Genomic DNA, 19695 nt, shown 5'->3' with positions numbered 1-19695 from the left:
GCACGCAGTCTAGTTTGGGCGCGCTTCGCATGAGCCCGCTCGAAATTTAGGAGTACGAACATGGCGGAAATTACCGCTGCGCTGGTCAAAGACCTGCGCGAGAAAACTGGCGTCGGCATGATGGATTGCAAGAAGGCGCTGGCCGAGACCAACGGCGACCTCGAAGCCGCAGTCGATTGGCTGCGCGCGAAAGGCCTGTCCAAGGCGGCGAAGAAGGCCGACCGCGCCGCCGCGGAAGGCATCGTCGCGATCGCGCTGGCGGCCGATCACGGCACGGTGGTCGAGCTCAATTCCGAGACCGACTTCGTCGCCCGCAACGCCGACTTCCAAAAAGCCGCTGGCGATTTCGCCAAGCTGGCTCTGGTGGTCGACACCCACGATGCGCTGCTCGACAGCGTGCACGAAGGCCAAAAGGTCTCCGAAGCGGTGACGCAGCTCATCGCCACGATCGGCGAGAACATTACGTTGCGCCGCTCGGCGAAGCTGAAGGTCGATAATGGCGTGATCGCCGCCTACGTGCACTCGAAGGTGGACGGCCAGGACCATCTGGGCCGCATCGCCGTGCTGGTGGCGCTGGAATCCACGGGCGACAAGGCGGAGCTGGAAAGCTTCGGCAAGAAGCTCGCCATGCACATCGCCTCGGCCAACCCGCTGGCGCTCAGCGAGGCCGACATCCCGGCTGATCGCGTCGAGCGCGAGAAGGCGGTTCTGCTGGAGCAGCTGAAGGAAGACCCGAAGGCCGCCGGCAAGCCGCAACAAGTGCTCGACAAGATGATCGAGGGCCGCATGCGCAAATTCTTCGAGGAATCCGTGCTGACCAAGCAGGCCTTTGTTCTGAACCCGGATCAAACGGTGGAAGCCGCCGTCGCTGAGGCCGCCAAGGCGGCGGGCGCACCGGTCACGATCAAGTCGTTCGTGCGTTTCGGCGTCGGCGAGGGTGTCGAGAAGAAGGCAGACGATTTCGCGGCCGAAGTTGCGGCGATGTCGGGCCAAAAGACCTGAGCCGGGAGAGCAACGGCTGAGCTTTGAGGGCGCGAGGATCACCTCGCGCCCTTTTTGTGTTGTGGATATGTTCCCCGCAGACGCAAACCTCTGAACTTGCGGCTGACTCTCGCACCGCGCCTAGTCTATAGATTCTGCCTCATGAGCCTCGCCGAACAACAAACGAGCCCCGCGCCGCGCACCTATAAGCGCGTGCTGTTGAAAATCTCCGGCGAAGCGCTGATGGGCGAGGGCCAATACGGCATCGACCAGGCGACCTGCGAACGCATGGCGCGTGAAGTTGTCGACGCGGTGAACGCCGGAACCGAAATGTGTCTTGTCATCGGCGGTGGAAACATTTTCCGCGGCATGCAAGGCGCGGCGAAGGGCATGGAGCGCGCCAGCGCCGATTACATGGGCATGCTCGCCACGGTGATGAACGCGCTCGCCATGCAGAACGCCATCGAAGCCATTGGCGGCCAAGCGCGTGTGCTGTCGGCGATCCCGATGGTGACAGTGTGCGAGCCATATATTCGTCGCCGCGCGATGCGCCACATGGAGAAGGGCCGCATCGTCATCTTCGCCGCCGGTACGGGCAATCCATTCTTCACTACGGACACGGCCGCCGCATTGCGCGCAGCGGAAATGGGCTGCGACGCGCTGTTCAAGGGCACGCAAGTCGACGGCGTTTATTCCGACGATCCGAAAAAGGTGAAGGATGCGACGCGTTACGATCATCTGACCTATCACGAAGTCATCGCCCGCGACCTGCGCGTGATGGACACGTCGGCGATCTCGCTCATGCGCGACAACGGCATTCCGATTGTCGTCTTCTCCATCCACACACGCGGGGGCTTGGCCGATGTGTTGGCCGGCCGCGGCGTTTGCACCACCATTAGCGACTAGGGACCAAGAACATGGCCGCGCCTGCTCCTTTCAAACTCGATGATTACAAGAAGCGCATGGATGGCGCGCTTACTGCGCTGCAGAACGAGTTCAGCGGTCTTCGCACTGGCCGTGCTTCGCCGCAGCTGCTCGATCCGATCACGGTTGAAGTTTATGGCGCCGTATCGCCGCTCAATCAGGTCGCCAGCGTCACCGTGCCTGAGCCGCGCATGATCTCGGTGCAAGTCTGGGACAAGAGCGCGGTTTCGGCCGTGGATAAGGCAATCCGCTCCTCGAGTCTGGGCCTCAATCCGATCATGGACGGTCAGACCCTGCGCATTCCGATCCCACCGCTGACCGGCGAGCGTCGTGCGGAGCTGGCGAAGGTTGCAGGCAAGTACGCCGAAAGCGCGCGCGTTGCCGTGCGCAACGTCCGCCGCGACGCGATGGATCATTTAAAGAAGCTCGAGAAGGATCACGCGATCAGCGAGGACGAGCATAAGAAGCTCGGCGCCGAGGTGCAGAAGGCGACCGACGAGCACATCAAGAAGATCGATGAATCCTTGAAGCACAAGGAAGAGGAAATCACGCAAGTGTAGCGAACAGCGAATAGGGAATAGCGGTGAGGCGTGAGACGCCCGCTCGCTACTCGCCGTTCGCGATGGCGCTATTCGCTCATCATGGCACAGCCTTCCGCCTCCCAAGCGCCGGCGTCTTCACCGCGCCACGTCGCCATTATCATGGACGGAAACGGCCGTTGGGCGAAGCAGCGCGGCAGGCCCCGCACGTTTGGCCACGCCGAGGGTGTGGAAGCGCTGCGGCGAACAGTGGAGGCCGCCGGTGAACTTGGCGTCCAATATCTGACGGTGTTCGGCTTCTCGACCGAGAATTGGCGTAGGCCTGCGGAAGAAGTGAGCGCGCTGTTCGATCTGCTGCGGCTCTATGTGGCGCGTGACCTCGACAAACTGGTCAATGAAGGCGTCCGCGTGCGTGTGATCGGCGAACGCAAAGGCCTCCAACCGGACATCGCCGAGATCATCGAAAACGCCGAAGCCAAGTCGCGCCAGAACGACAAGCTCAATCTGATCATCGCTTTCAATTATGGCGGTCAAGATGAGATCGCCCGAGCTGCACGCCGGCTTGTCGCCGATGTCGCCGCCGGCAAGATCAGGACGGAAGACATTAATCCAGACACGTTCGGCGCCTACCTGGACACGGCCGGCTGGCCGCCCCCGGATCTGTTGATCCGCACATCTAACGAATATCGCTTGTCGAACTTCATGTTGTGGCAGGCGGCCTATACGGAGCTCGTATTCACCGACACGCTCTGGCCCGACTTCGACAAGCGTGCGCTTGAGAGCGCCATCGCTGAGTACAACAAGCGCGAACGCCGCTTCGGAGGGACGGAACCTGTCGCGTCCTGAGGCCGTCGATGCGCACCCCGCGCGCAGTGATTGGTCCGATTTGGGCGCTCGGATCGCATCGGGCTTGGTGTTGGCGTCGGCCGGGGCGACAGCGGCCTGGTTCGGCGGTCCCTGGCTCGCGGCCGCGTGCGGCGCCGCCGTTGTCGCCATGAGCTATGAATGGGCGCGGATGAGCGAGCCCCACGCGCTCATGCCGGCATTTGTGTTCTCACTCGCGGGTTCGCTCGGCGCGGTGTTGTTCGCGAGCTGGCAGCATCTGCACTACGCTGCCGTCTGGCTCTTGGTGTGTTCGTTGGCGTCAGGCTTGCGCCGGCGCTCCATCACCCATTTTGTCGAAACCGTCGGCGGCGCCATCTATATTGGCTTCCCGTGCGCTATCTTTCTGTGGCTGCGCGACCGCGGGCCTGAAGGTCTTGAGACCATCTTGGCGCTCTTCGCCATCATCTGGGCGACGGACATTTTCGCCTATTTCGGCGGTAAGCTCATTGGCGGGCCCAAGATCGCGACGGGGCTTTCGCCAAACAAGACATGGTCGGGCATCGTCGCTGGGGTTCTGGCTGGCGCCGCCGCTGGCCTTGGCTGCAGCTTTCTGTTTCAAGCCGAGTCCAATTTGCGCCTGGCGTGGCTTGGCATCGGCGCGGTTATTGGGTTCACGGGGCTTATGGGCGATCTATTCGAGTCATTCTTGAAGCGCCGTTTCGGGGTGAAGGACGCCAGCCGGCTCATCCCGGGTCATGGCGGCGTACTCGACCGGATCGATAGTCTTATGGCGGCGTCGCTGTTGGTTGGGGCGGCGCTTGCGTTCGGCCCGCGCACTACCGCGCTGCTGTTTGGGAGCGGTCTGTGAGCCGTTCGATTTCTATCCTTGGCGTCACCGGCTCGATCGGTCAGTCCACCATCGCCGTGGTTGAGGAAATGCGCGGGCAGGGGCAGGACATTCGGGTCGAGGCCATCACCGCAGGCCAGAACCTCAGCGGCCTAGCTGACGCCTGCCGGGCGCTTCGTCCGAAATTCGCCGCCGTCGCCGATGCGGCCCTGTTGGCCGCCGCCCGCGAAGCGCTGGTGGGATTGGGCGTCGAGGTCGGGGCGGGGGAATCGGCGCTGGAAGAGGCCGGCGCCCGGCCGGCCGATTGGGTAATGTCAGCCATCGTCGGCGCGGCGGGCTTAGCCCCGACGATGGCGGCGGTCCGCCGCGGGGCGACGGTGGCGCTGGCGAATAAGGAATGCCTCGTCTGCGCCGGCCCGCTCTTTATAAACGCCGCCAAGACGCACGGCGCGCAGCTGCTGCCGGTGGATTCAGAGCACAACGCCATCTTTCAGGTGCTGACCCATCCCCAGCGGGTCGAGAAACTCACGCTGACGGCCTCCGGCGGCCCGTTTCGCACCGCGAGCCGCGAGGTCATGTCGACCGCCACGCCGGAACAGGCCTGCGCGCACCCCAAATGGAACATGGGCCGGAAGATATCGGTCGATAGCGCCACCCTGATGAATAAGGGACTGGAGCTGATTGAAGCTTCTTATCTCTTTGGTTTTCCGTCGGATTCGATCGACGTGATCGTCCACCCGCAGAGTACGATCCATAGTCTTGTGCATTATGTAGACGGCTCGGTTCTGGCGCAGATGGCGACACCGGACATGCGTATCCCGATCGCCTATGCCTTGGCGTGGCCCGACCGCGTCCCGGTTTCGACGGCGAGGCTGGATCTGGCGGCGCTCGGTTCGCTCACCTTTGAGGCGCCTGACGCCTCCCGTTTTCCCGCCCTGGGACTTTGCCGGGCGGCTCTCGACTCGGGGGCCGCCGCCACGACTGCGCTCAGCGCCGCCAATGAGGTCGCGGTGGAAGCGTTCCTGGCCGGACAGATCGGATTCCTCGATATTTGCCGGACAGTCGAGGAGGCCTTGGGTGGGCTGGAACGGGCTGAGTCAGGGCTCATCGCAAAATCGCCCACATCGTTCGATCAGGTGGCGGCGGTGGATCGAGCCGCGCGGGAAGCCGCGCGGCGGATTGCGGGAAGCCTGGCGGCAGCCTAAAGGGCTGGCAGCGCTCCAAGAAACAGAGGCGCGGAGGAAACCGGGCGAATGGACGTTTTGCAGAACCTTCTGATCTACGCTGGCTCCTTTGTCGTGGTGCTGAGCGTGGTCGTGTTCGTGCATGAGTTCGGCCATTTCCAAGTCGCCCGTTGGCGCGGCGTCGCCATCGACACGTTCTCGATCGGTTTCGGCAAGACCCTGGCGAGCTGGCGTGACAAGCAAGGCGTCGAGTGGAAGATCGGGGCGTTGCCGCTGGGCGGCTATGTCAAATTCGCCGACGACGCCGACGCGATGTCGACCGCGCCGCGCGAAAAGATCGAAAGCCCTGAAGCATTGGCGGCGGCGCGCGCCAAAGGTCTCTTCCACGCCCAGCCGCTTTCGACCCGGTCGATGGTGGTGGCGGCTGGACCATTCACAAATTTCGTTTTCTCAATTCTCGCGTTCGCGTTGCTTGCACTCATCGTGGGCCGCGAAACGACAGACCCGAATGCGATCCCGGCGCGCATTGCCGCCGTTGCAGCGAATTCCGCGGCGCAATCGGCAGGTTTGCAGACAGGCGATATCATCGTCGCGGTCGACGGCGTGACGGTTCGCAATTTCTCAGAGCTGCAGGCGCAAGTGGCCCCGGCCGCGGACCGTGCGTTGAACGTGACCGTCGAGCGCAACGGCGCTCAGCAGCAATTCCAGATTACGCCGACCCGCGCCGCCAACGGCCGCGCGGTGCTTGGCGTCACGGGTCCGCTGCCGCTTGAGTCCGAGCGCGTGATCGAACGCTTTGGTCCGCTTGAAGCGCTAAACCAAGGCGCTGCGAATACGTGGGGCATCATCGCCCAGACCGGCGCCTATATCGGCGCCATCTTCTCCGGACGTGAATCGGGCGATCAAATCGCCGGCCCGCTCGGCATCATCAATGTTTCCGGCCAGGTCGCTTCGTCCGCCCTCAGCGCCGGCCCTGAGGATACCTCGCTTGGCGACCGCCTCGGCATGCTGGCGCTCTCCCTGCTGAACCTGGCCGCCGTGCTTTCGGTGGCGGTTGGCTTTGTCAATTTGCTGCCAATTCCGATTTTGGATGGCGGGCATCTCCTCTTTTACGGCATCGAGGCTGTGCGCGGTGGGAAGCCGCTGCCGCCTTCGGCGCAGGAATGGGCCTATCGGGCCGGATTCGCCGTGATGGCGAGTTTGTTTTTATTCGCGACCTGGAACGACATAACCAGACTCTTTCCGGGAGCGCAGTAACAGCGCCTCGTCCTTGTGTTTCGTCACGGGATGGGGTCTTACAAACGCGGCGCTGGGGAGCGCCACAAAGCGTCGAGGGCGTGAATGAAGCGGGTTCTGCGGGATGTCGTTCTCGGCGCTATGAGCGTCGCCACGGTGGGCGCCGGTACGGTGTTGGCCACATCGAGCGATGCTTATGCGCAAGAGGGGACGCAAGGCGCCGCGCCTGCGGCCGAACAATCGGGCGTCGCCATTCGGCGTATTCTGGTTGAAGGCAATCAGCGGATCGAGCCGGCGACGATCACGTCCTACTTGCTGGTGCGCCCGGGCGACACGTTCGACGCCGAGCGGATCGACTTGTCGCTGAAAACACTGTTCGCCACCGGCCTGTTCGCCGACGTGCAGATCGAGCAACGCGGCGGCGATCTTGTCGTGGCTGTGATCGAAAACCCGGTCATCAACCGCGTGATCTTCGAAGGCATGCGCACGCTCGACGAGGAAGACCTCGAGGATGAAGTGCAAGCGCGTCCGCGTTCGGTGTTCACGCCCGCGCGCGCGCAAGGCGATGTGCAACGCATCATCGAAGTCTATCGTCGCGCCGGCCGTTTCGCAGCGCAGGTGACGCCGCAAGTCCGCGAACTCGACCAGAACCGCGTCGACCTGATTTTCGAAGTCGACGAGGGTCCGGTCACGGGCGTTCGCGATATCAATTTCATCGGCAACGAGGCGTTCTCGGATCGTCGTCTGCGCGACGCGATCGTGACGGCCGAGTCGAGCTGGTGGAATTTCTTCAGCAGCAACGACAATTACGATCCGGACCGCCTTGAGTACGATCGTGAACAGCTGCGTCAGTATTACAACAATCGCGGCTATGCCGATTTCCGCGTTGTCTCCGCCGTCGCGGAACTGACGCCAGACCAGAAGGACTTCTTCATCACCTTCACGGTTGACGAAGGTCCGCGCTACGAGTTCGGCGAGATTCGGGTGCAGACCGCGCTCAACCGCTTACCGGAAGAATTGCTGCGTTCGGCGGTGCCCATTCGCACCGGCACGGAATTCCGCGGCGACCTGATCGAGGATGCGATTGACTCGATGAGTTACATCGCCGGCACCGTGGGCTACGCCAACGTTGACATCGTGCCGATGATCGAGCGCGATCCTGAGACGCGACGCGTCAACATCACGTTCGAGGTTGATGAAGGCCCGCGGGTGTTCATCGAACGTATCGATATCGTCGGCAATACGCGCACCATCGATCCGGTCATTCGCCGCGAAATGATGGTGAGTGAAGGCGATGCGTTTAACCGCGTTCTGCTTGACCGCTCGCGCCAGCGCATCCGCGCGCTCGGCTTCTTCGGCGACGTCACGGTTGAGGACGCCGACGGATCGCAGCCCGACCGCTCAGTGGTTACGGTGACGGTGGAGGAGCAATCGACCGGCGAACTCGCGTTCGCAGCCGGCTATTCCTCGACCGAGAGCTTCTTGTTCGACGTGTCGATCACCGAACGCAACCTGCGCGGCCGCGGCCAATTCCTGCGCTTGCGTGCGTCATCCAGTTCGCAGCGCCAACAAGTGGACATCCGTTTCACGGAGCCGCGCTTCTTGGGTCGTGAAATCGCGGCCGGGGTAGATATTTATTCGCTTCGCACGGACTTCTCGTCGCAATCGTCGTTCGAGAACCAGTCGACGGGCATTGGCTTGCGCACGAGTTTCCCGGTTTCGGACCGCACCAGTCTGGGGCTCACATACTCGCTCATTCAGGACGACACCGAAATCACGGACGCCTATGTCAGCGTCGGCAGCGAAGTGGTCGAGCAGTGTGACGAGGCGAACGTCAATCGACCGTATTTGTGCGAGCAGGAGGGAACGTTCCTCACGTCGGTCCTGGGCGCGACGATCAACATGGATCGCCGGAACGATCCAATCCGCGCGACGCGGGGCTTCGATCTGCAATTGCGCCAGGACCTTGCGGGCCTGGGCGGGGAGGTGAATTACCTGCGTACGGAACTTGAGGGCGGCATCTATTACGGCCTAGGTCGCGGTTTCCGCGCCAGTTTCCGGGGCTCGGCCGGCTTTATTGACGGCTGGGGCGGTGACGATGTCCGCATCAATGACCGTTTCTTCAAGGGCGGGTCCTCGTTCCGCGGCTTCGACGTCGCCGGCATCGGTCCCAGACAGCTGATCGTGAACAATACGACCGGTGAGATCGAGGACATTGGCGACGCACTGGGCGGTAACGTATTCGCCATCGGCACCCTGCAATTGGACGTGCCGCTGCCGCTCCCAGAATCCTTCTCGTTGGGCAGCGCGCTGTTCGTTGATTTCGGCACGTTGGGCGTGATCGACTCTGGGAACCGTGAATCAATTCCAGTCGACTCCGATAGCAGCCTTATTGTTGACGACAGTGCGAGTTTGAGAGTGTCGGCGGGTGTGTCTGTGTTCTGGGATTCGCCGTTCGGCCCGGTTCAGTTCGACTTCGCGCACCCGATCGAGAGCGAGGAATACGACAAGACAGAAGAATTCCGGTTCTCGACCCGGACCAATTTCTGAGGAGAAGGCGCGATATGCGTTTGTTGAGCATCGTTTCCGCGGCTGCTGTTGCAGTGGTCGCTCTGGCCGCCACGCCTGACGCTTACGCGCAGCGTGGCCGCAACAACCAATCGACCACCGCCGTGGTCATCAACTACCAGCGGGTGCTGCAGGAATCGGCCATGGGCCGCGATATGGCCACGAAGCTGCAGCAGGTCCGCGCGCAGGTGCAGACCGAAGCCCAGGCGTTGGCGCCTGAACAACAGAGCATCGAACAAGAAGCGCAGCGTCTTCAGGGCACGCTTCGCAATCGTTCGGCAGAGCAAATCCGCAACGATCCGCAGGCCCAGGCGCTCGCTCAGCGTCAGCAACAACTCCAGGCGCGCGCCGCTGGTCTGCAGGGCGACCTCGAATGCACCCAGCTGATTTCGCTGCGTGACTTCGACCGTGCAGTCTCGCCGGTTGTGCGCAGCGTAATGGAATCGCGCGGCGCGGGCATCGTGCTGGACGCCAACAGCACCCAGCTGGCGCTGCCGGAATTCGACATCACCAACGCGGTGATCCAGGCGCTGGACGGCAACCAAGCCACCCGGACCTCGAACGTGACGCGCCACGCGGTGGCTGAATGCACCCAGTCGGCGGCGCAGCAAACGCCGCCTGCGCAATAACGCTCGGCGTGACATTGGGCCTCGACGGCGCCAGATAGGCGTATGATCGATCCCCGCTTTTACGAGGCGCTCGGACCGGTGACGGTCCGGGCGCTTTCGCCTTCTGGCGAAATCGGCGGCGACGCCGAACACAAGCTCACGGGCGCCGCTCCCGCCGACCGCGCTGGCCCCAACGACCTCTGCTATTATGAAGGCAAGAAAGCCGCTGTGCTGGACAGCGCTCCTGGCGCCTGCATCATCACGCCGGCCCAGGCGCATCTAGCGCCGAAGGCGGCGGCGTTGATATTCTCCGAGCGTCCGCGATCGCTTTTTGCGCGTTTGGTTCCGGCGCTGTTGCGGCCGCGCTCGTTTGCGTCGAATGCGCCCGCTGTGCACCCCAGCGCCAAGCTCGAAGATGGCGTGCGGCTTGGGGCCGGCGTTGTCATTGGCGCTGATGCCCAGATTGGCGCGGGCGCTGAAATTGGCCCCAACAGCGTGATCGGTCCAGGCGTGACGATTGGTCGACGTACGCGCATTGGCGCGCGCGTTTCCATTGCCTTTGCCTTGGTCGGCGACGACGTAAGCATTCTGGCCGGCGCCGTCATTGGCGAGCAGGGGTTCGGCGTGGCCGGCGACGCATCGGGTCCGGTGGACGTGCCCCACCTGGGACGCGTGATCATCCAGGACCGGGTGACCATCGGCGCGAATTCAACCGTCGACCGCGCGGTGTTCGACGACACCATTATCGGCGAGGGGACGAAGATCGATAATCTTTGCCACATAGCCCACAATTGCATCATCGGGCGCGGGGTGTTGATTGCCGCCTTTGGCGGCATTTCGGGTTCGACCGTCATTGGCGACCACGCCACGCTGGGCGGCCGTGTGGGTATCGGCGACCATCGCACGATCGGCGCCGGGGCCACTCTTGCCGGGGGCGCTGCGGTGTTCCAAGACGTGCCGCCAGGCGAGGTCTGGAGCGGATATCCTGCCAGGCCGCTACGCAAATGGCTCCGTGAAGCGGCATGGCTGAGCCGCCGCGCCGCGGGCGGTCGCGAAGAAGGCAAATAAGTTGAGCGAACACCAAACGACCTCGGGCGGCGAGAGCATTGAGATCTCCGAAGTGCTGCAGCGCCTGCCGCATCGCTATCCGTTCCTGCTGATCGATCGGGCGACTGATTACGTCGCGAACACCAGCATTCGCGGCATCAAGAACGTGACCATCAACGAGCCGTTCTTCCCTGGCCATTTTCCTGGCGCCCCTGTGATGCCGGGCGTGTTGCAGATCGAGGCCTTGGCGCAGACGGGCGCATTGCTCATGTCCAAGACGCTCGAAGCCGACATTTCGAAGCATCTCATCCTTTTCATGTCGGTCGAGAATGCGCGCTTTAAGCGGCCGGTGATGCCGGGCGATGTGATGGAGATGCCCGTGGAAGTGCTCTTCCAGCGCCGCAACATCTTCAAGTTCAGAGGCCGCGTCGAAGTGCGCGGTGAATTGGCGACCGAGTGCGAATTCGCGGCGATGAAAGCGGACCGTCCAGCATGAGCGCGAAAATCCATCCCACCGCCGTGGTCGATCAGAGCGCCGAGTTCGGCGACGAGGTTGAGGTCGGCCCCGGTTGCGTCATCGGTCCGAACGTAAAGCTCGGCGACCGCACGCGTCTTGTGGCGCACGTGTTCATCGAGAGCCACACCTCGCTCGGCAAGGACAACGTCGTGTTTCCCTTCGCCGCGCTCGGCGGCGCCCCGCAGGATCTCTCCTATCGTGGAGAGGCGACACGTTTGGAGATTGGCGACAATAATGTGATCCGCGAACACGCCACGCTTTCGCGCGGCACCGCGCGCGGGCGGTCTGTGACGTCGATCGGCGATAATTGCCTGATCATGGGCAATTGCCACGTCGCACATGATTGCGACGTCGGCAACAACGTCATTATGGCGCAAACGGCGACGATCGGCGGCCATGTGAAGGTGGGCGATTTCGCCTTTCTCGGCGGTCTCTCGGGCGTCCACCAGCATGGCCGCATCGGTCGCTATGCGTTCGTTGGCGCCTCTGCGCTCATGACCACGGATCTCATCCCGTTCGGCTCGGCGATCGGCAATCATGCGCATCTGGGCGGCCTCAATGTCGTGGGCCTGAAGCGTAGAGGTTTCTCGCGTGATCAGATCCACGATCTCCGCGCCGCCTATCGTCTCCTCTTCGCCGAGGAGGGCACCTTCCAAGAGCGCTTGGAAGATTGCGCCGAACTCTATGCCAACAATCCGCACGTGATGGAGATCGTGGATTTCATCCGCGTGGATGCGGCGCGGCCGCTGTGCATGCCGCGGGACTGACACGCATGGCGTCCTGGTCCAAGCTTGGCATTATTGCCGGCGGCGGCGAATTGCCCGTCGTTTTGGCTGAGCATTACGCCGCCACAGGCCGCCCATATTTCGTCGCACGCGTGACGCCCTATGCGGACGCTGCGCTTGAAGCGCATCCGGGATCAAGCAACGGCCTCGGCCACATGGGCGCACGCATGGACGCGATGCGCGAAGCGGGCTGCGACGCGATCGTGCTGCTCGGCCAGGTGCCGCGTCAGGATCCGCGCAACCTCGATCTCGATGCTGGGGGTATGGCGATGGTTCCAGCGCTGCTGGCCGCAGCGCCGAAGGGCGACGATGCCTTGCTGCGCGCGCTGCTGTCGGAGCATGAACGCGCCGGCTTTCGCGTGATCGGCGCCGATGAGGCCATGAGCGACCTGCTGGCGCCGCCGGGCGCGTGGGGCGCCGTGGCGCCGACGCCGGCGCAGCAGCGCGACATCGCGCGTGCAGCCAAAGTCGCGGCCGCGATTGGCTCATATGATGTGGGTCAAGGCGTGGTTGTTTGTGATGGTCTAGTGCTTGCGGTCGAAGCACAGGAAGGCACTGATGCGATGTTGCGCCGCGTAAGCGACTTGCCGCTGAGCGTACGCGGAACGCCGGACGCACGGCGCGGCGTGCTGGTGAAGCGGCCGAAGCCCATTCAGGAACGTCGCATCGACATGCCGACGATGGGCGTGCGGACCGTCCATGGCGCGGCCATCGCTGGTCTTGCGGGCATCGCCGTCGAAGTCGGCGGCGCGCTCGTGGTGCGTCGTGATGAGGTGATCGCGGCTGCGGATCGGGCCGGCATTTTTGTATTTGGCTTCACGCCGGCGGACGTCGGCGAAGCGTGAGCGGCAAGATATTCCTCGTCGCCGCGGAATCCTCCGGCGATGCTTTGGGCGCGGATTTGGCAAGCGTGCTGAAGCAACGCGACCCTTCTCTAGAGCTCGCCGGCGTCGGCGGCGCCTTAATGGAAGCAGAGGGGTTGAAGAGCCAGGTCGATATTTCCGGCCTTGCGGTGCTCGGCTTCATCGACGGTCTGCTTGCCTACAAGCGCGTGAAAATCGCCGTCGATGCCGCGGTGACGGCCATCCTTGCCGCCAAGCCGGACGTCGTGGTGTTGATCGATTCCTGGGGTTTCACGTTGCGTGTGGCGCGCGGCGTGCGCGCGGCGGCGCCAGAGATCAAGCTCGTCAAATATGTTGGCCCACAGGTTTGGGCCAGTCGGCCAGGCCGCGCCAAGACACTCGCCGCCGCCGTCGATCATTTGATCTGTATCCATGATTTCGAAGTGCCATTCTATGCGCCCTATAATTTACCGTGCACGGTGTGCGGCCATCCGGCGCTCGGGCGATTCAAACGGGGTGACGGGACGGCGTTTCGTGCGCGGCACGGTTTTAACGCGTCGGACAAACTTCTTCTCGTTTTGCCCGGGAGTCGACCGAGCGAAATTCGCCGTATTGGCCCGACGCTCTGGCGTGGGGCCGCACTGCTAAGGCGCGACCGCCCTGATCTGCGACTTGTTGTTGTCGCCGCGCACGCCGTGCGCGACGCGGTGGTCGCGCAAACGCCGGAGTCGGCGCTCATCGTCGACGAGAGCGAGAAGGAAGACGCGTTCGCCGCCGCGACCGCCTCGCTTGCGGCGTCAGGCACGGTGACGACTGAAGTCGCGCTGCAAGGCGCGCCCTTGGTGATCGGATACAAGCTCGGCTGGATCACCTGGGCGTTGGCGCGCGCTTTTCTGTTCAAGGGCAAATACACCACGCTGATGAACGTCGCCGCTGATGCAGAGGTCGCGCCGGAGCTGATTCAAACCCGCTTTACGCCGGCCCATCTCGCGCGCGCGGCCGCGCCGCTGCTGGATGACGCGGCTAAGCGCGCCGCCCAAGTGCGTGCGCAGAACGACGCACTCGACAAGATGGGCAGAGGAGGGCGCCCGGCCAGCGAGATCGCCGCCGACGCCGTCATCAACGTGATGCGCGCCTAACAAAAAACGCGGACCCGAGGGCCCGCGTTTTGATATCCCAGACATCGCCGCCGCTTAGGCGCGCTGATTGAGTTCGATATAGTCGCGCTTCGGCGCACCGGTGTAAATCTGGCGTGGTCGGCCGATCTTCTGACTGGAATCCTCCATCATCTCGGTCCATTGCGCGATCCAGCCGACTGTGCGGGCGACGGCGAAAAGCACCGTGAACATCGAGGTCGGGAAGCCCATCGCACGCAGCGTGATGCCCGAATAGAAATCGATATTCGGATAGAGGCGGCGCTTCACAAAATACTCGTCGTTGAGGGCGATCTTCTCGAGCTCCATCGCGACCTTTAAGGTCGGATTATCTTCCGCGCCGACTTCCTTGAGGACGGCGTGGCAGAGCTTCATCATCGCCTTCGCGCGTGGGTCATAGTTCTTGTAGACGCGATGGCCGAAACCCATCAGGCGCACGTCGGAATTCGGATCCTTCACTTTGGCGATGAAGTCCGGAATGTTGTCGACGGTGCCGATCTCCTCGAGCATGTTGAGCGCCGCCTCGTTGGCGCCGCCGTGCGCGGGGCCCCACAGGCAGGCGATGCCGGACGAGATGCAGGCGAACGGATTGGCGCCCGAGGAGCCGGCAAGACGGACTGTCGAGGTCGACGCGTTCTGCTCATGGTCGGCGTGCAGGATCATGAACACGTCCATCGCGCGCGCGAGCACCGGATTGACCTTGTAATCCTCTGCCGGCACCGCAAAGCACATGCGCAGGAAATTCGAAGCGTAATCGAGTTCGTTCCGAGGGCTGACAAAGGGCTGACCCACCGAATATTTGAACGCGCGCGCCGCGATCGTCGGCATTTTCGCGATCAGGCGATGGCTCGCGATCAGACGTTGCTTGGGATCGTTGATGTCGGTGCTGTCGTGATAGAACGCGGCAAGCGCACCCACCGTCCCGACCATGATCGCCATCGGGTGCGCATCGCGGCGGAAGCCCTCGAAGAAGCGATCGAACTGCGCGTGCAGCATCGTGTGATAGGTGATGTCGCGTGTGAACTTGCCGAGCTGCGCCTGGTTTGGCAGTTCGCCGTGCAGCAGGAGATAGCAGACTTCGATGAAGCTCGACTTCTCCGCCAGCTGGTCGATCGGGTAGCCGCGATAAAGCAGCGTGCCTTCGTCGCCGTCGATATAGGTGATCTGGCTTTCGCAGGAGGCGGTCGATGTGAAGCCCGGATCGTAAGTGAAGACGTTGCTTTCGCCGTAGAGCTTGCGGATGTCGATCACATCGGGACCAACCGATCCGCCATAGACTGGCAATTCAAGCTGCTTGTTGTTGACCGTGATCGTCGCGGCTGTTTTTTTTGTCAGCTTGCTATCCATGTGCCGTCTTCCTCAAACTTGATCCGCAATGCGCGCCAGCGCTTCCTCGCGGCCCAACAATTCCAATGCTTGGCCCAGATCGGGCGCCGGGCTGCCGCCCGACAAAGCCGCGCGCAAGCCCGGCCCGATTTGCCCCAACCCAACACCCTCTTCGGTAGCGAAAGCTTTAAGCGCGCTGCCGAGCGCGACATGGTCCCAGATGGGCTCAGCCGCGAGCTTTGTGTGCAGGCGCCGCAAACGCTCCCTGAAATCGTCCTTCATCAGGGATTTAGCCTTCTCGTCAAGCGCGAGAGGGCGGGTGGCCAGGAGAAAGCGCGCTTGCTCGGCCAAATCCGGGAGAGTCTTTGCCCTTTTTTTCAGCACGGGAACCGCGCGGCCCAGCGTGTCGCGTGCATGCGCCGAAAGCGGGGCGCCATCGCGCGCCTCGATCGTATCTACCAGAAGGTGGGTGAGCCGCGCATCGTCGGCCAGCGCCATGAAATGCGCGTTGACCGAGTCGAGCTTCTTGAAATCGAGCCGTGACGGCGCTTTGCCGATCTGGCCGATCTCGAACTGCGGGACCGCCTCCTCTTTCGTCAAAATGTCATCGTGGCCGGGGCTCCAGCCCAAGCGCATGAGATAGGCGTTCATCGCTTCGGGCAGATAACCCATGTCGCGCCATTCGTGCACGGCCTGCGCGCCGTGGCGTTTGGAGAGCTTCTTGCCGTCTTCGCCATGGATCAGCGGCACGTGCGCGAACAACGGCGGCGTCCAACCCATCGCTTGAAAGATCGGGATTTGGCGGGCCGCGTTGGTCAGGTGGTCGTCGCCGCGGATCACGTGCGTCACGCCCATGTCGTGGTCGTCGACGACCACCGATAACATGTAGGTGGGATTGCCGTCGGCGCGCAGCAAGACGAGATCGTCAATGTCGCGCGCCTTGATGCGCACGTCGCCTTGGATCAGGTCGGCGTTCAGCACCTCGCCTTCATCGGGCGCCCGCAACCGCACCACGAACGGCGCGTCGGGCGTCGGCGGCGCTTTGCCATCGCGATAGGGCGAACGGATCGCGCGGCCTTCGGCATGCGCCGCGGCGCGCAGCGTTTCGACTTCTTCCGGTGTCGCATAGCAGCGGAACGCGGTCCCACGCTGGACCATCTGCTCCGCCGCTTCGCGATGCCGCCCAGCGCGGGCGAATTGGTAGGTGATCTCGCCGTCGTGTTTGAGGTCGAGCCAATCGAGCCCATCGAGAATGGCGGCGATCGCCGCGTCCGTGGAGCGGGCGCGGTCGGTGTCCTCTATGCGCAGCAGGTATTTGCCGCCCATCCGGCGCGCAAACAGCCAGTTAAAAAGCGCCGTGCGCGCGCCCCCAATATGGAGGTAGCCTGTGGGGGAGGGGGCGAAGCGTGTGACGACGCTCATGGGTGGCAACACGACCTTTCAAAAGCGGGCGCGTGGTAGCACGCGCACGGCGTTTTCTCCTAGCGAGGCGCTGGGCGAAGTCGTCGCACTCCAACGCGACCGCTGGATTCTCTGGCTGCCGCCGGCGCTCATCGTCGGCGCAGCCCTCTGGCTGCTGGCGCCGATCGACCCGCCCTGGTGGCTGGGGCTTGCCGTGTTTGTGCCAAGCGCCGCCGCCGCCATCGGCCTCGCGATCTGGCCAAGCGAGACCGCGGATGGTTGGGACGTGCGCCTCCGCACAGTGCTCGCCGCTCTGTTCGCCCTGCTGGCGTTCGCCGGCCTCGGCGCGGGCGCAGCGCAGCTTCGCACCTCGCTCGTGGCGCAAGCCCCGTTCGAGGGCCGCGAAGACCCGTTCGCTACCGAAGGCTGGGTCATCGCCAACGACGCCAACGAGAACGGCCCGCGCTTGCGGCTGCTGGTGCGTTCGATCGAGGGCGTGAGCGAACCACCGCGCTATGTGCGCTTCTCCGTCGTCGAAGCTGGCATGCTGACGCCCGGTCGTGCCGCGCGCTGCTATGGCGTGCTGGGGCCACCAGCTGCGGCAATGGCGCCGGGCGGCTACGACTTTGCCCGCCGCGCCTTCTTCGAACGCCTAGGCGAGACCGGCTTCGCTTACGGCCGCTGCAGGCCCATCGCGCTGGAGCCGCCGCCAAGCTGGTTCGACCGTCAGCGTCTCACGCTTGCGGCGATGCGTTCCGATTTGTCCGCCGTGATCCAAGAAGCCGCGCCGGGCCGCGGCGGCGCGATTGCAGCCGCTCTCGTCACCGGCGATCGCTCATCGATCGATGAAGCCACCAACATCGCGCTCCGCGATTCCGGGCTTGGGCATTTGCTCTCGGTGTCCGGCATTCACATGGGCGTCGTCGGCGGCCTCGTGTTCGCGATGGTGTTGTGGACGCTCTCGTTGATCCCACCGATCGCATTGCGTTTCCCGGTGAAGAAGATCGCCGCAATCGTCGCGCTCATTGTGCTCGCGGCGTATCTCGTTATCTCCGGCTCAAGCGTGCCGGCGCTGCGTTCCTTCGTGATGGCGTGCGTGGCCTTCGGCGCGATTCTGCTCGACCGGCCTGCGATCTCGATGCGTGGTCTCGCACTCGCGGCGTTGATCGTGACGCTGCTCTTTCCCGAAGCTGTGCTCGAACCCGGTTATCAAATGTCGTTCGCGGCGACGATGGCGCTCGTCGCGCTGTTCGAAATGATGAAACGCGCGCCGCATGAGCCGGCGCTGCCGACGCCGGGGCCGCTGATCGGGGCGCTGCAATCGAGCGCGCGGGGCATTGGCGGCGTCTTGTTGATCTCGCTCGTCGCCGGCATCGCCACCGACCCGTTCGCCATCTATCATTTTCAACGCTTCTCCATCTATTCGCTGCCGGCGAACCTGATCACCGCCCCGATCATGTCGTTTCTGGTGGCGCCCGCAGCGGCCGCCGCCGCGATCCTCGCGCCGTTTGGCTTGGCCGATCCCGCGCTCGAATTCATGGCAAGCGCGCTAGACATGATTGCCGCGGTCGGAGCCACGTTCGGCGAGCGCCCCGAAGCTGTGCGCGCGTTGCCGCGTCCACCTGATTTGGCTTTCGTGCTGTGCGTTGTCGCGCTGCTGTGGGCCAGCCTCTGGCGCGGCGCGTTGAGGTGGATAGGCGCACCGATTCTTGCCGCGAGCATTTTGCTCTATGCCGTCGCGCCACGGCCTGTCGCGGCCTTCGACAGCGATCTGCGCGCGATCTTCGCGAAAGATTCCGATGGCGATTGGATGCTGATCAACGAAGCGCGCCGCTCGACTTACGCCCGCGATCGATTGGCCGCGATGTTAGGCGTAGCGCCTGCCCAACTCGAACGCCTCGCGCCGCCAGAGACGTGCACCGACGATTTTTGTACATGGGATTTTGACGGGCAGCGCTTTGTCTATGCCCGCACTGAAGCAGCTCTAACGTCGCTTTGCGAAGAGGGGATTATCATCCTCTCACGCGCGCGGTCGCCGGCGGGCGCCCCTTGCGCGGCCGGGCAGCTCATCGACGCCAGCGACCTCGCTAAACACGGCGGCGGCTTCATCTATTTGGAAGATGGCGCGCTCCGTATCGAGCGCGCATGGCCAAGCGGCGTGCGCAGAGCTTGGACGCCACGCACGCCTGCGACCGATCAGGAATAGCGACGGATCATCGCCACAAGCTTGCCCTGGATACGTACGCGGTCCGGGCCAAAAATGCGGGTCTCATAGGCTGGGTTCGCCGCTTCCAGTGCGATCGAATTGCCGCGTTTACGCAGGCGCTTCAGCGTCGCTTCTTCCGAATCCACCAAGGCGACGACGATGTCGCCGCTATCGGCGGTTTCGGTGCGTTTGATGATGACTACGTCGCCATCGAGGATGCCGGCCTGGATCATGGAATCGCCCTTCACTTCCAGCGCGAAGTGATCGCCATTGCCGAGCAAGTCCGGCGGCGCCTGGACGCGGCCAATTTCGTTCTGCAGCGCCTCGATCGGCACGCCGGCGGCGATCTGGCCCAGAATAGGGATGCCCGCGCCAGTGTCGCGATCTTCCGACACGACGCTCGGACGGAACGTTCCGCGCCCGCGCGGCGGGGCGGCGGTCGCGGCCGAATCCGGCAGCTTCAGCACCTCAAGCGCCCGCGCCCGGTGGGGCAGACGGCGCAGGAAACCGCGTTCCTCAAGCGCTGTAATCAATCGGTGGATGCCGGACTTCGACGCCAGGTCGAGCGCTTCCTTCATTTCGTCGAAGGACGGTGAAACGCCGGTCTCTTTGATCCGCTCGTGAATGTAGAGCAGCAATTCTTTTTGTTTCGCTGTCAGCATGACCTGGGACCAAATAGTGAACGATGAGGCGTTCTATATCCGT

Annotated in this window: 18 protein-coding genes; 15 read left to right on the top strand and 3 right to left on the bottom strand. The window is 63.4% G+C overall.

Features of this window, described 5'->3' with window-relative positions:
* Window positions 1-60 precede the first annotated feature (60 nt).
* The 14 genes from tsf to lpxB all read left to right on the top strand — a co-directional run bounded on the left by tsf (window position 61) and on the right by lpxB (window position 14042).
* The gene (tsf, locus tag VF769_RS02325) at window positions 61-1002 is read left to right on the top strand and encodes a translation elongation factor Ts (RefSeq protein ID WP_331006755.1); all 942 of its coding nucleotides are present in this window, start codon (window positions 61-63) and stop codon (window positions 1000-1002) included.
* Window positions 1003-1143: 141 nt separating this feature from the next.
* Window positions 1144-1887 carry a UMP kinase gene (gene pyrH / locus VF769_RS02320; protein WP_331006754.1) on the top strand — a complete coding sequence of 248 codons (744 nt, stop codon included), beginning with the start codon at window positions 1144-1146 and terminating at the stop codon, window positions 1885-1887.
* Window positions 1888-1898: 11 nt separating this feature from the next.
* Entirely contained in the window at window positions 1899-2465 is a 567-nt protein-coding gene (gene frr, locus VF769_RS02315; RefSeq protein ID WP_331006753.1) for a ribosome recycling factor, read from the top strand.
* A gap of 81 nt (window positions 2466-2546) precedes the next feature.
* On the top strand, window positions 2547-3290 hold the full coding sequence (locus VF769_RS02310) for an isoprenyl transferase (protein ID WP_331006752.1): 744 nt from the start codon (window positions 2547-2549) through the stop codon (window positions 3288-3290).
* A gap of 40 nt (window positions 3291-3330) precedes the next feature.
* On the top strand, window positions 3331-4137 hold the full coding sequence (locus tag VF769_RS02305; protein WP_331006751.1) for a phosphatidate cytidylyltransferase: 807 nt from the start codon (window positions 3331-3333) through the stop codon (window positions 4135-4137).
* Window positions 4134-5321: a 1-deoxy-D-xylulose-5-phosphate reductoisomerase gene (dxr, locus tag VF769_RS02300; RefSeq protein ID WP_331006750.1), complete on the top strand. Its 1188-nt coding sequence runs from the start codon at window positions 4134-4136 to the stop codon at window positions 5319-5321. Before VF769_RS02305 ends, dxr begins: the two co-directional genes overlap by 4 nt.
* A 48-nt stretch (window positions 5322-5369) precedes the next feature.
* Window positions 5370-6557 carry an RIP metalloprotease gene (locus tag VF769_RS02295; protein ID WP_331006749.1) on the top strand — a complete coding sequence of 396 codons (1188 nt, stop codon included), beginning with the start codon at window positions 5370-5372 and terminating at the stop codon, window positions 6555-6557.
* An 84-nt stretch (window positions 6558-6641) separates the two neighbouring features.
* Window positions 6642-9086: an outer membrane protein assembly factor BamA gene (bamA, locus tag VF769_RS02290; RefSeq protein ID WP_331006748.1), complete on the top strand. Its 2445-nt coding sequence runs from the start codon at window positions 6642-6644 to the stop codon at window positions 9084-9086.
* A gap of 14 nt (window positions 9087-9100) precedes the next feature.
* Window positions 9101-9733: an OmpH family outer membrane protein gene (locus VF769_RS02285; protein ID WP_331006747.1), complete on the top strand. Its 633-nt coding sequence runs from the start codon at window positions 9101-9103 to the stop codon at window positions 9731-9733.
* Between the two features lie 42 nt (window positions 9734-9775).
* Entirely contained in the window at window positions 9776-10780 is a 1005-nt protein-coding gene (gene lpxD / locus VF769_RS02280; RefSeq protein WP_331006746.1) for a UDP-3-O-(3-hydroxymyristoyl)glucosamine N-acyltransferase, read from the top strand.
* A 1-nt stretch (window position 10781) separates the two neighbouring features.
* Window positions 10782-11255, top strand: coding sequence for a 3-hydroxyacyl-ACP dehydratase FabZ (gene fabZ, locus VF769_RS02275; protein WP_331006745.1), 474 nt, complete (start codon window positions 10782-10784; stop codon window positions 11253-11255).
* Window positions 11252-12043 carry an acyl-ACP--UDP-N-acetylglucosamine O-acyltransferase gene (gene lpxA, locus VF769_RS02270; RefSeq protein WP_331006744.1) on the top strand — a complete coding sequence of 264 codons (792 nt, stop codon included), beginning with the start codon at window positions 11252-11254 and terminating at the stop codon, window positions 12041-12043. The genes fabZ and lpxA overlap by 4 nt, the downstream gene beginning before the upstream one ends.
* A 5-nt stretch (window positions 12044-12048) precedes the next feature.
* Window positions 12049-12906, top strand: coding sequence for an LpxI family protein (locus tag VF769_RS02265; RefSeq protein WP_331006743.1), 858 nt, complete (start codon window positions 12049-12051; stop codon window positions 12904-12906).
* Complete coding sequence (lpxB, locus tag VF769_RS02260) at window positions 12903-14042, top strand: lipid-A-disaccharide synthase (protein ID WP_331006742.1); 1140 nt, start codon at window positions 12903-12905, stop codon at window positions 14040-14042. Before VF769_RS02265 ends, lpxB begins: the two co-directional genes overlap by 4 nt.
* 54 nt (window positions 14043-14096) lie before the next feature.
* Here lpxB and gltA read toward each other — a convergent pair whose 3' ends face one another.
* Window positions 14097-15404 (bottom strand): citrate synthase, encoded by a 1308-nt coding sequence (gene gltA / locus VF769_RS02255; RefSeq protein WP_331006741.1) that lies wholly within the window; start codon window positions 15402-15404, stop codon window positions 14097-14099.
* A 12-nt stretch (window positions 15405-15416) separates the two neighbouring features.
* A complete protein-coding gene (gene gltX, locus VF769_RS02250; protein WP_331006740.1) occupies window positions 15417-16805 on the bottom strand; it encodes a glutamate--tRNA ligase in 1389 nt (462 codons plus the stop codon).
* On the opposite strand from gltX, the gene VF769_RS02245 reads away from it, so the two are divergent.
* Window positions 16792-18990, top strand: coding sequence for a ComEC/Rec2 family competence protein (locus VF769_RS02245; protein ID WP_331006739.1), 2199 nt, complete (start codon window positions 16792-16794; stop codon window positions 18988-18990). The genes gltX and VF769_RS02245 overlap by 14 nt on opposite strands.
* On the opposite strand, the gene lexA is transcribed toward VF769_RS02245, so the two are convergent.
* Window positions 18981-19652: a transcriptional repressor LexA gene (gene lexA / locus VF769_RS02240; protein WP_331006738.1), complete on the bottom strand. Its 672-nt coding sequence runs from the start codon at window positions 19650-19652 to the stop codon at window positions 18981-18983. The two genes, VF769_RS02245 and lexA, sit on opposite strands and share 10 nt — an antisense overlap.
* Between the last annotated feature and the right edge of the window lie 43 nt (window positions 19653-19695).

It is taken from the genome of Vitreimonas sp., from assembly GCF_036392335.1.
Lineage (GTDB): Bacteria > Pseudomonadota > Alphaproteobacteria > Caulobacterales > Aquidulcibacteraceae > Vitreimonas.
Note: the sequence above shows the minus strand (reverse complement) of the source record. Positions and strands in the feature narration are given on the sequence as shown.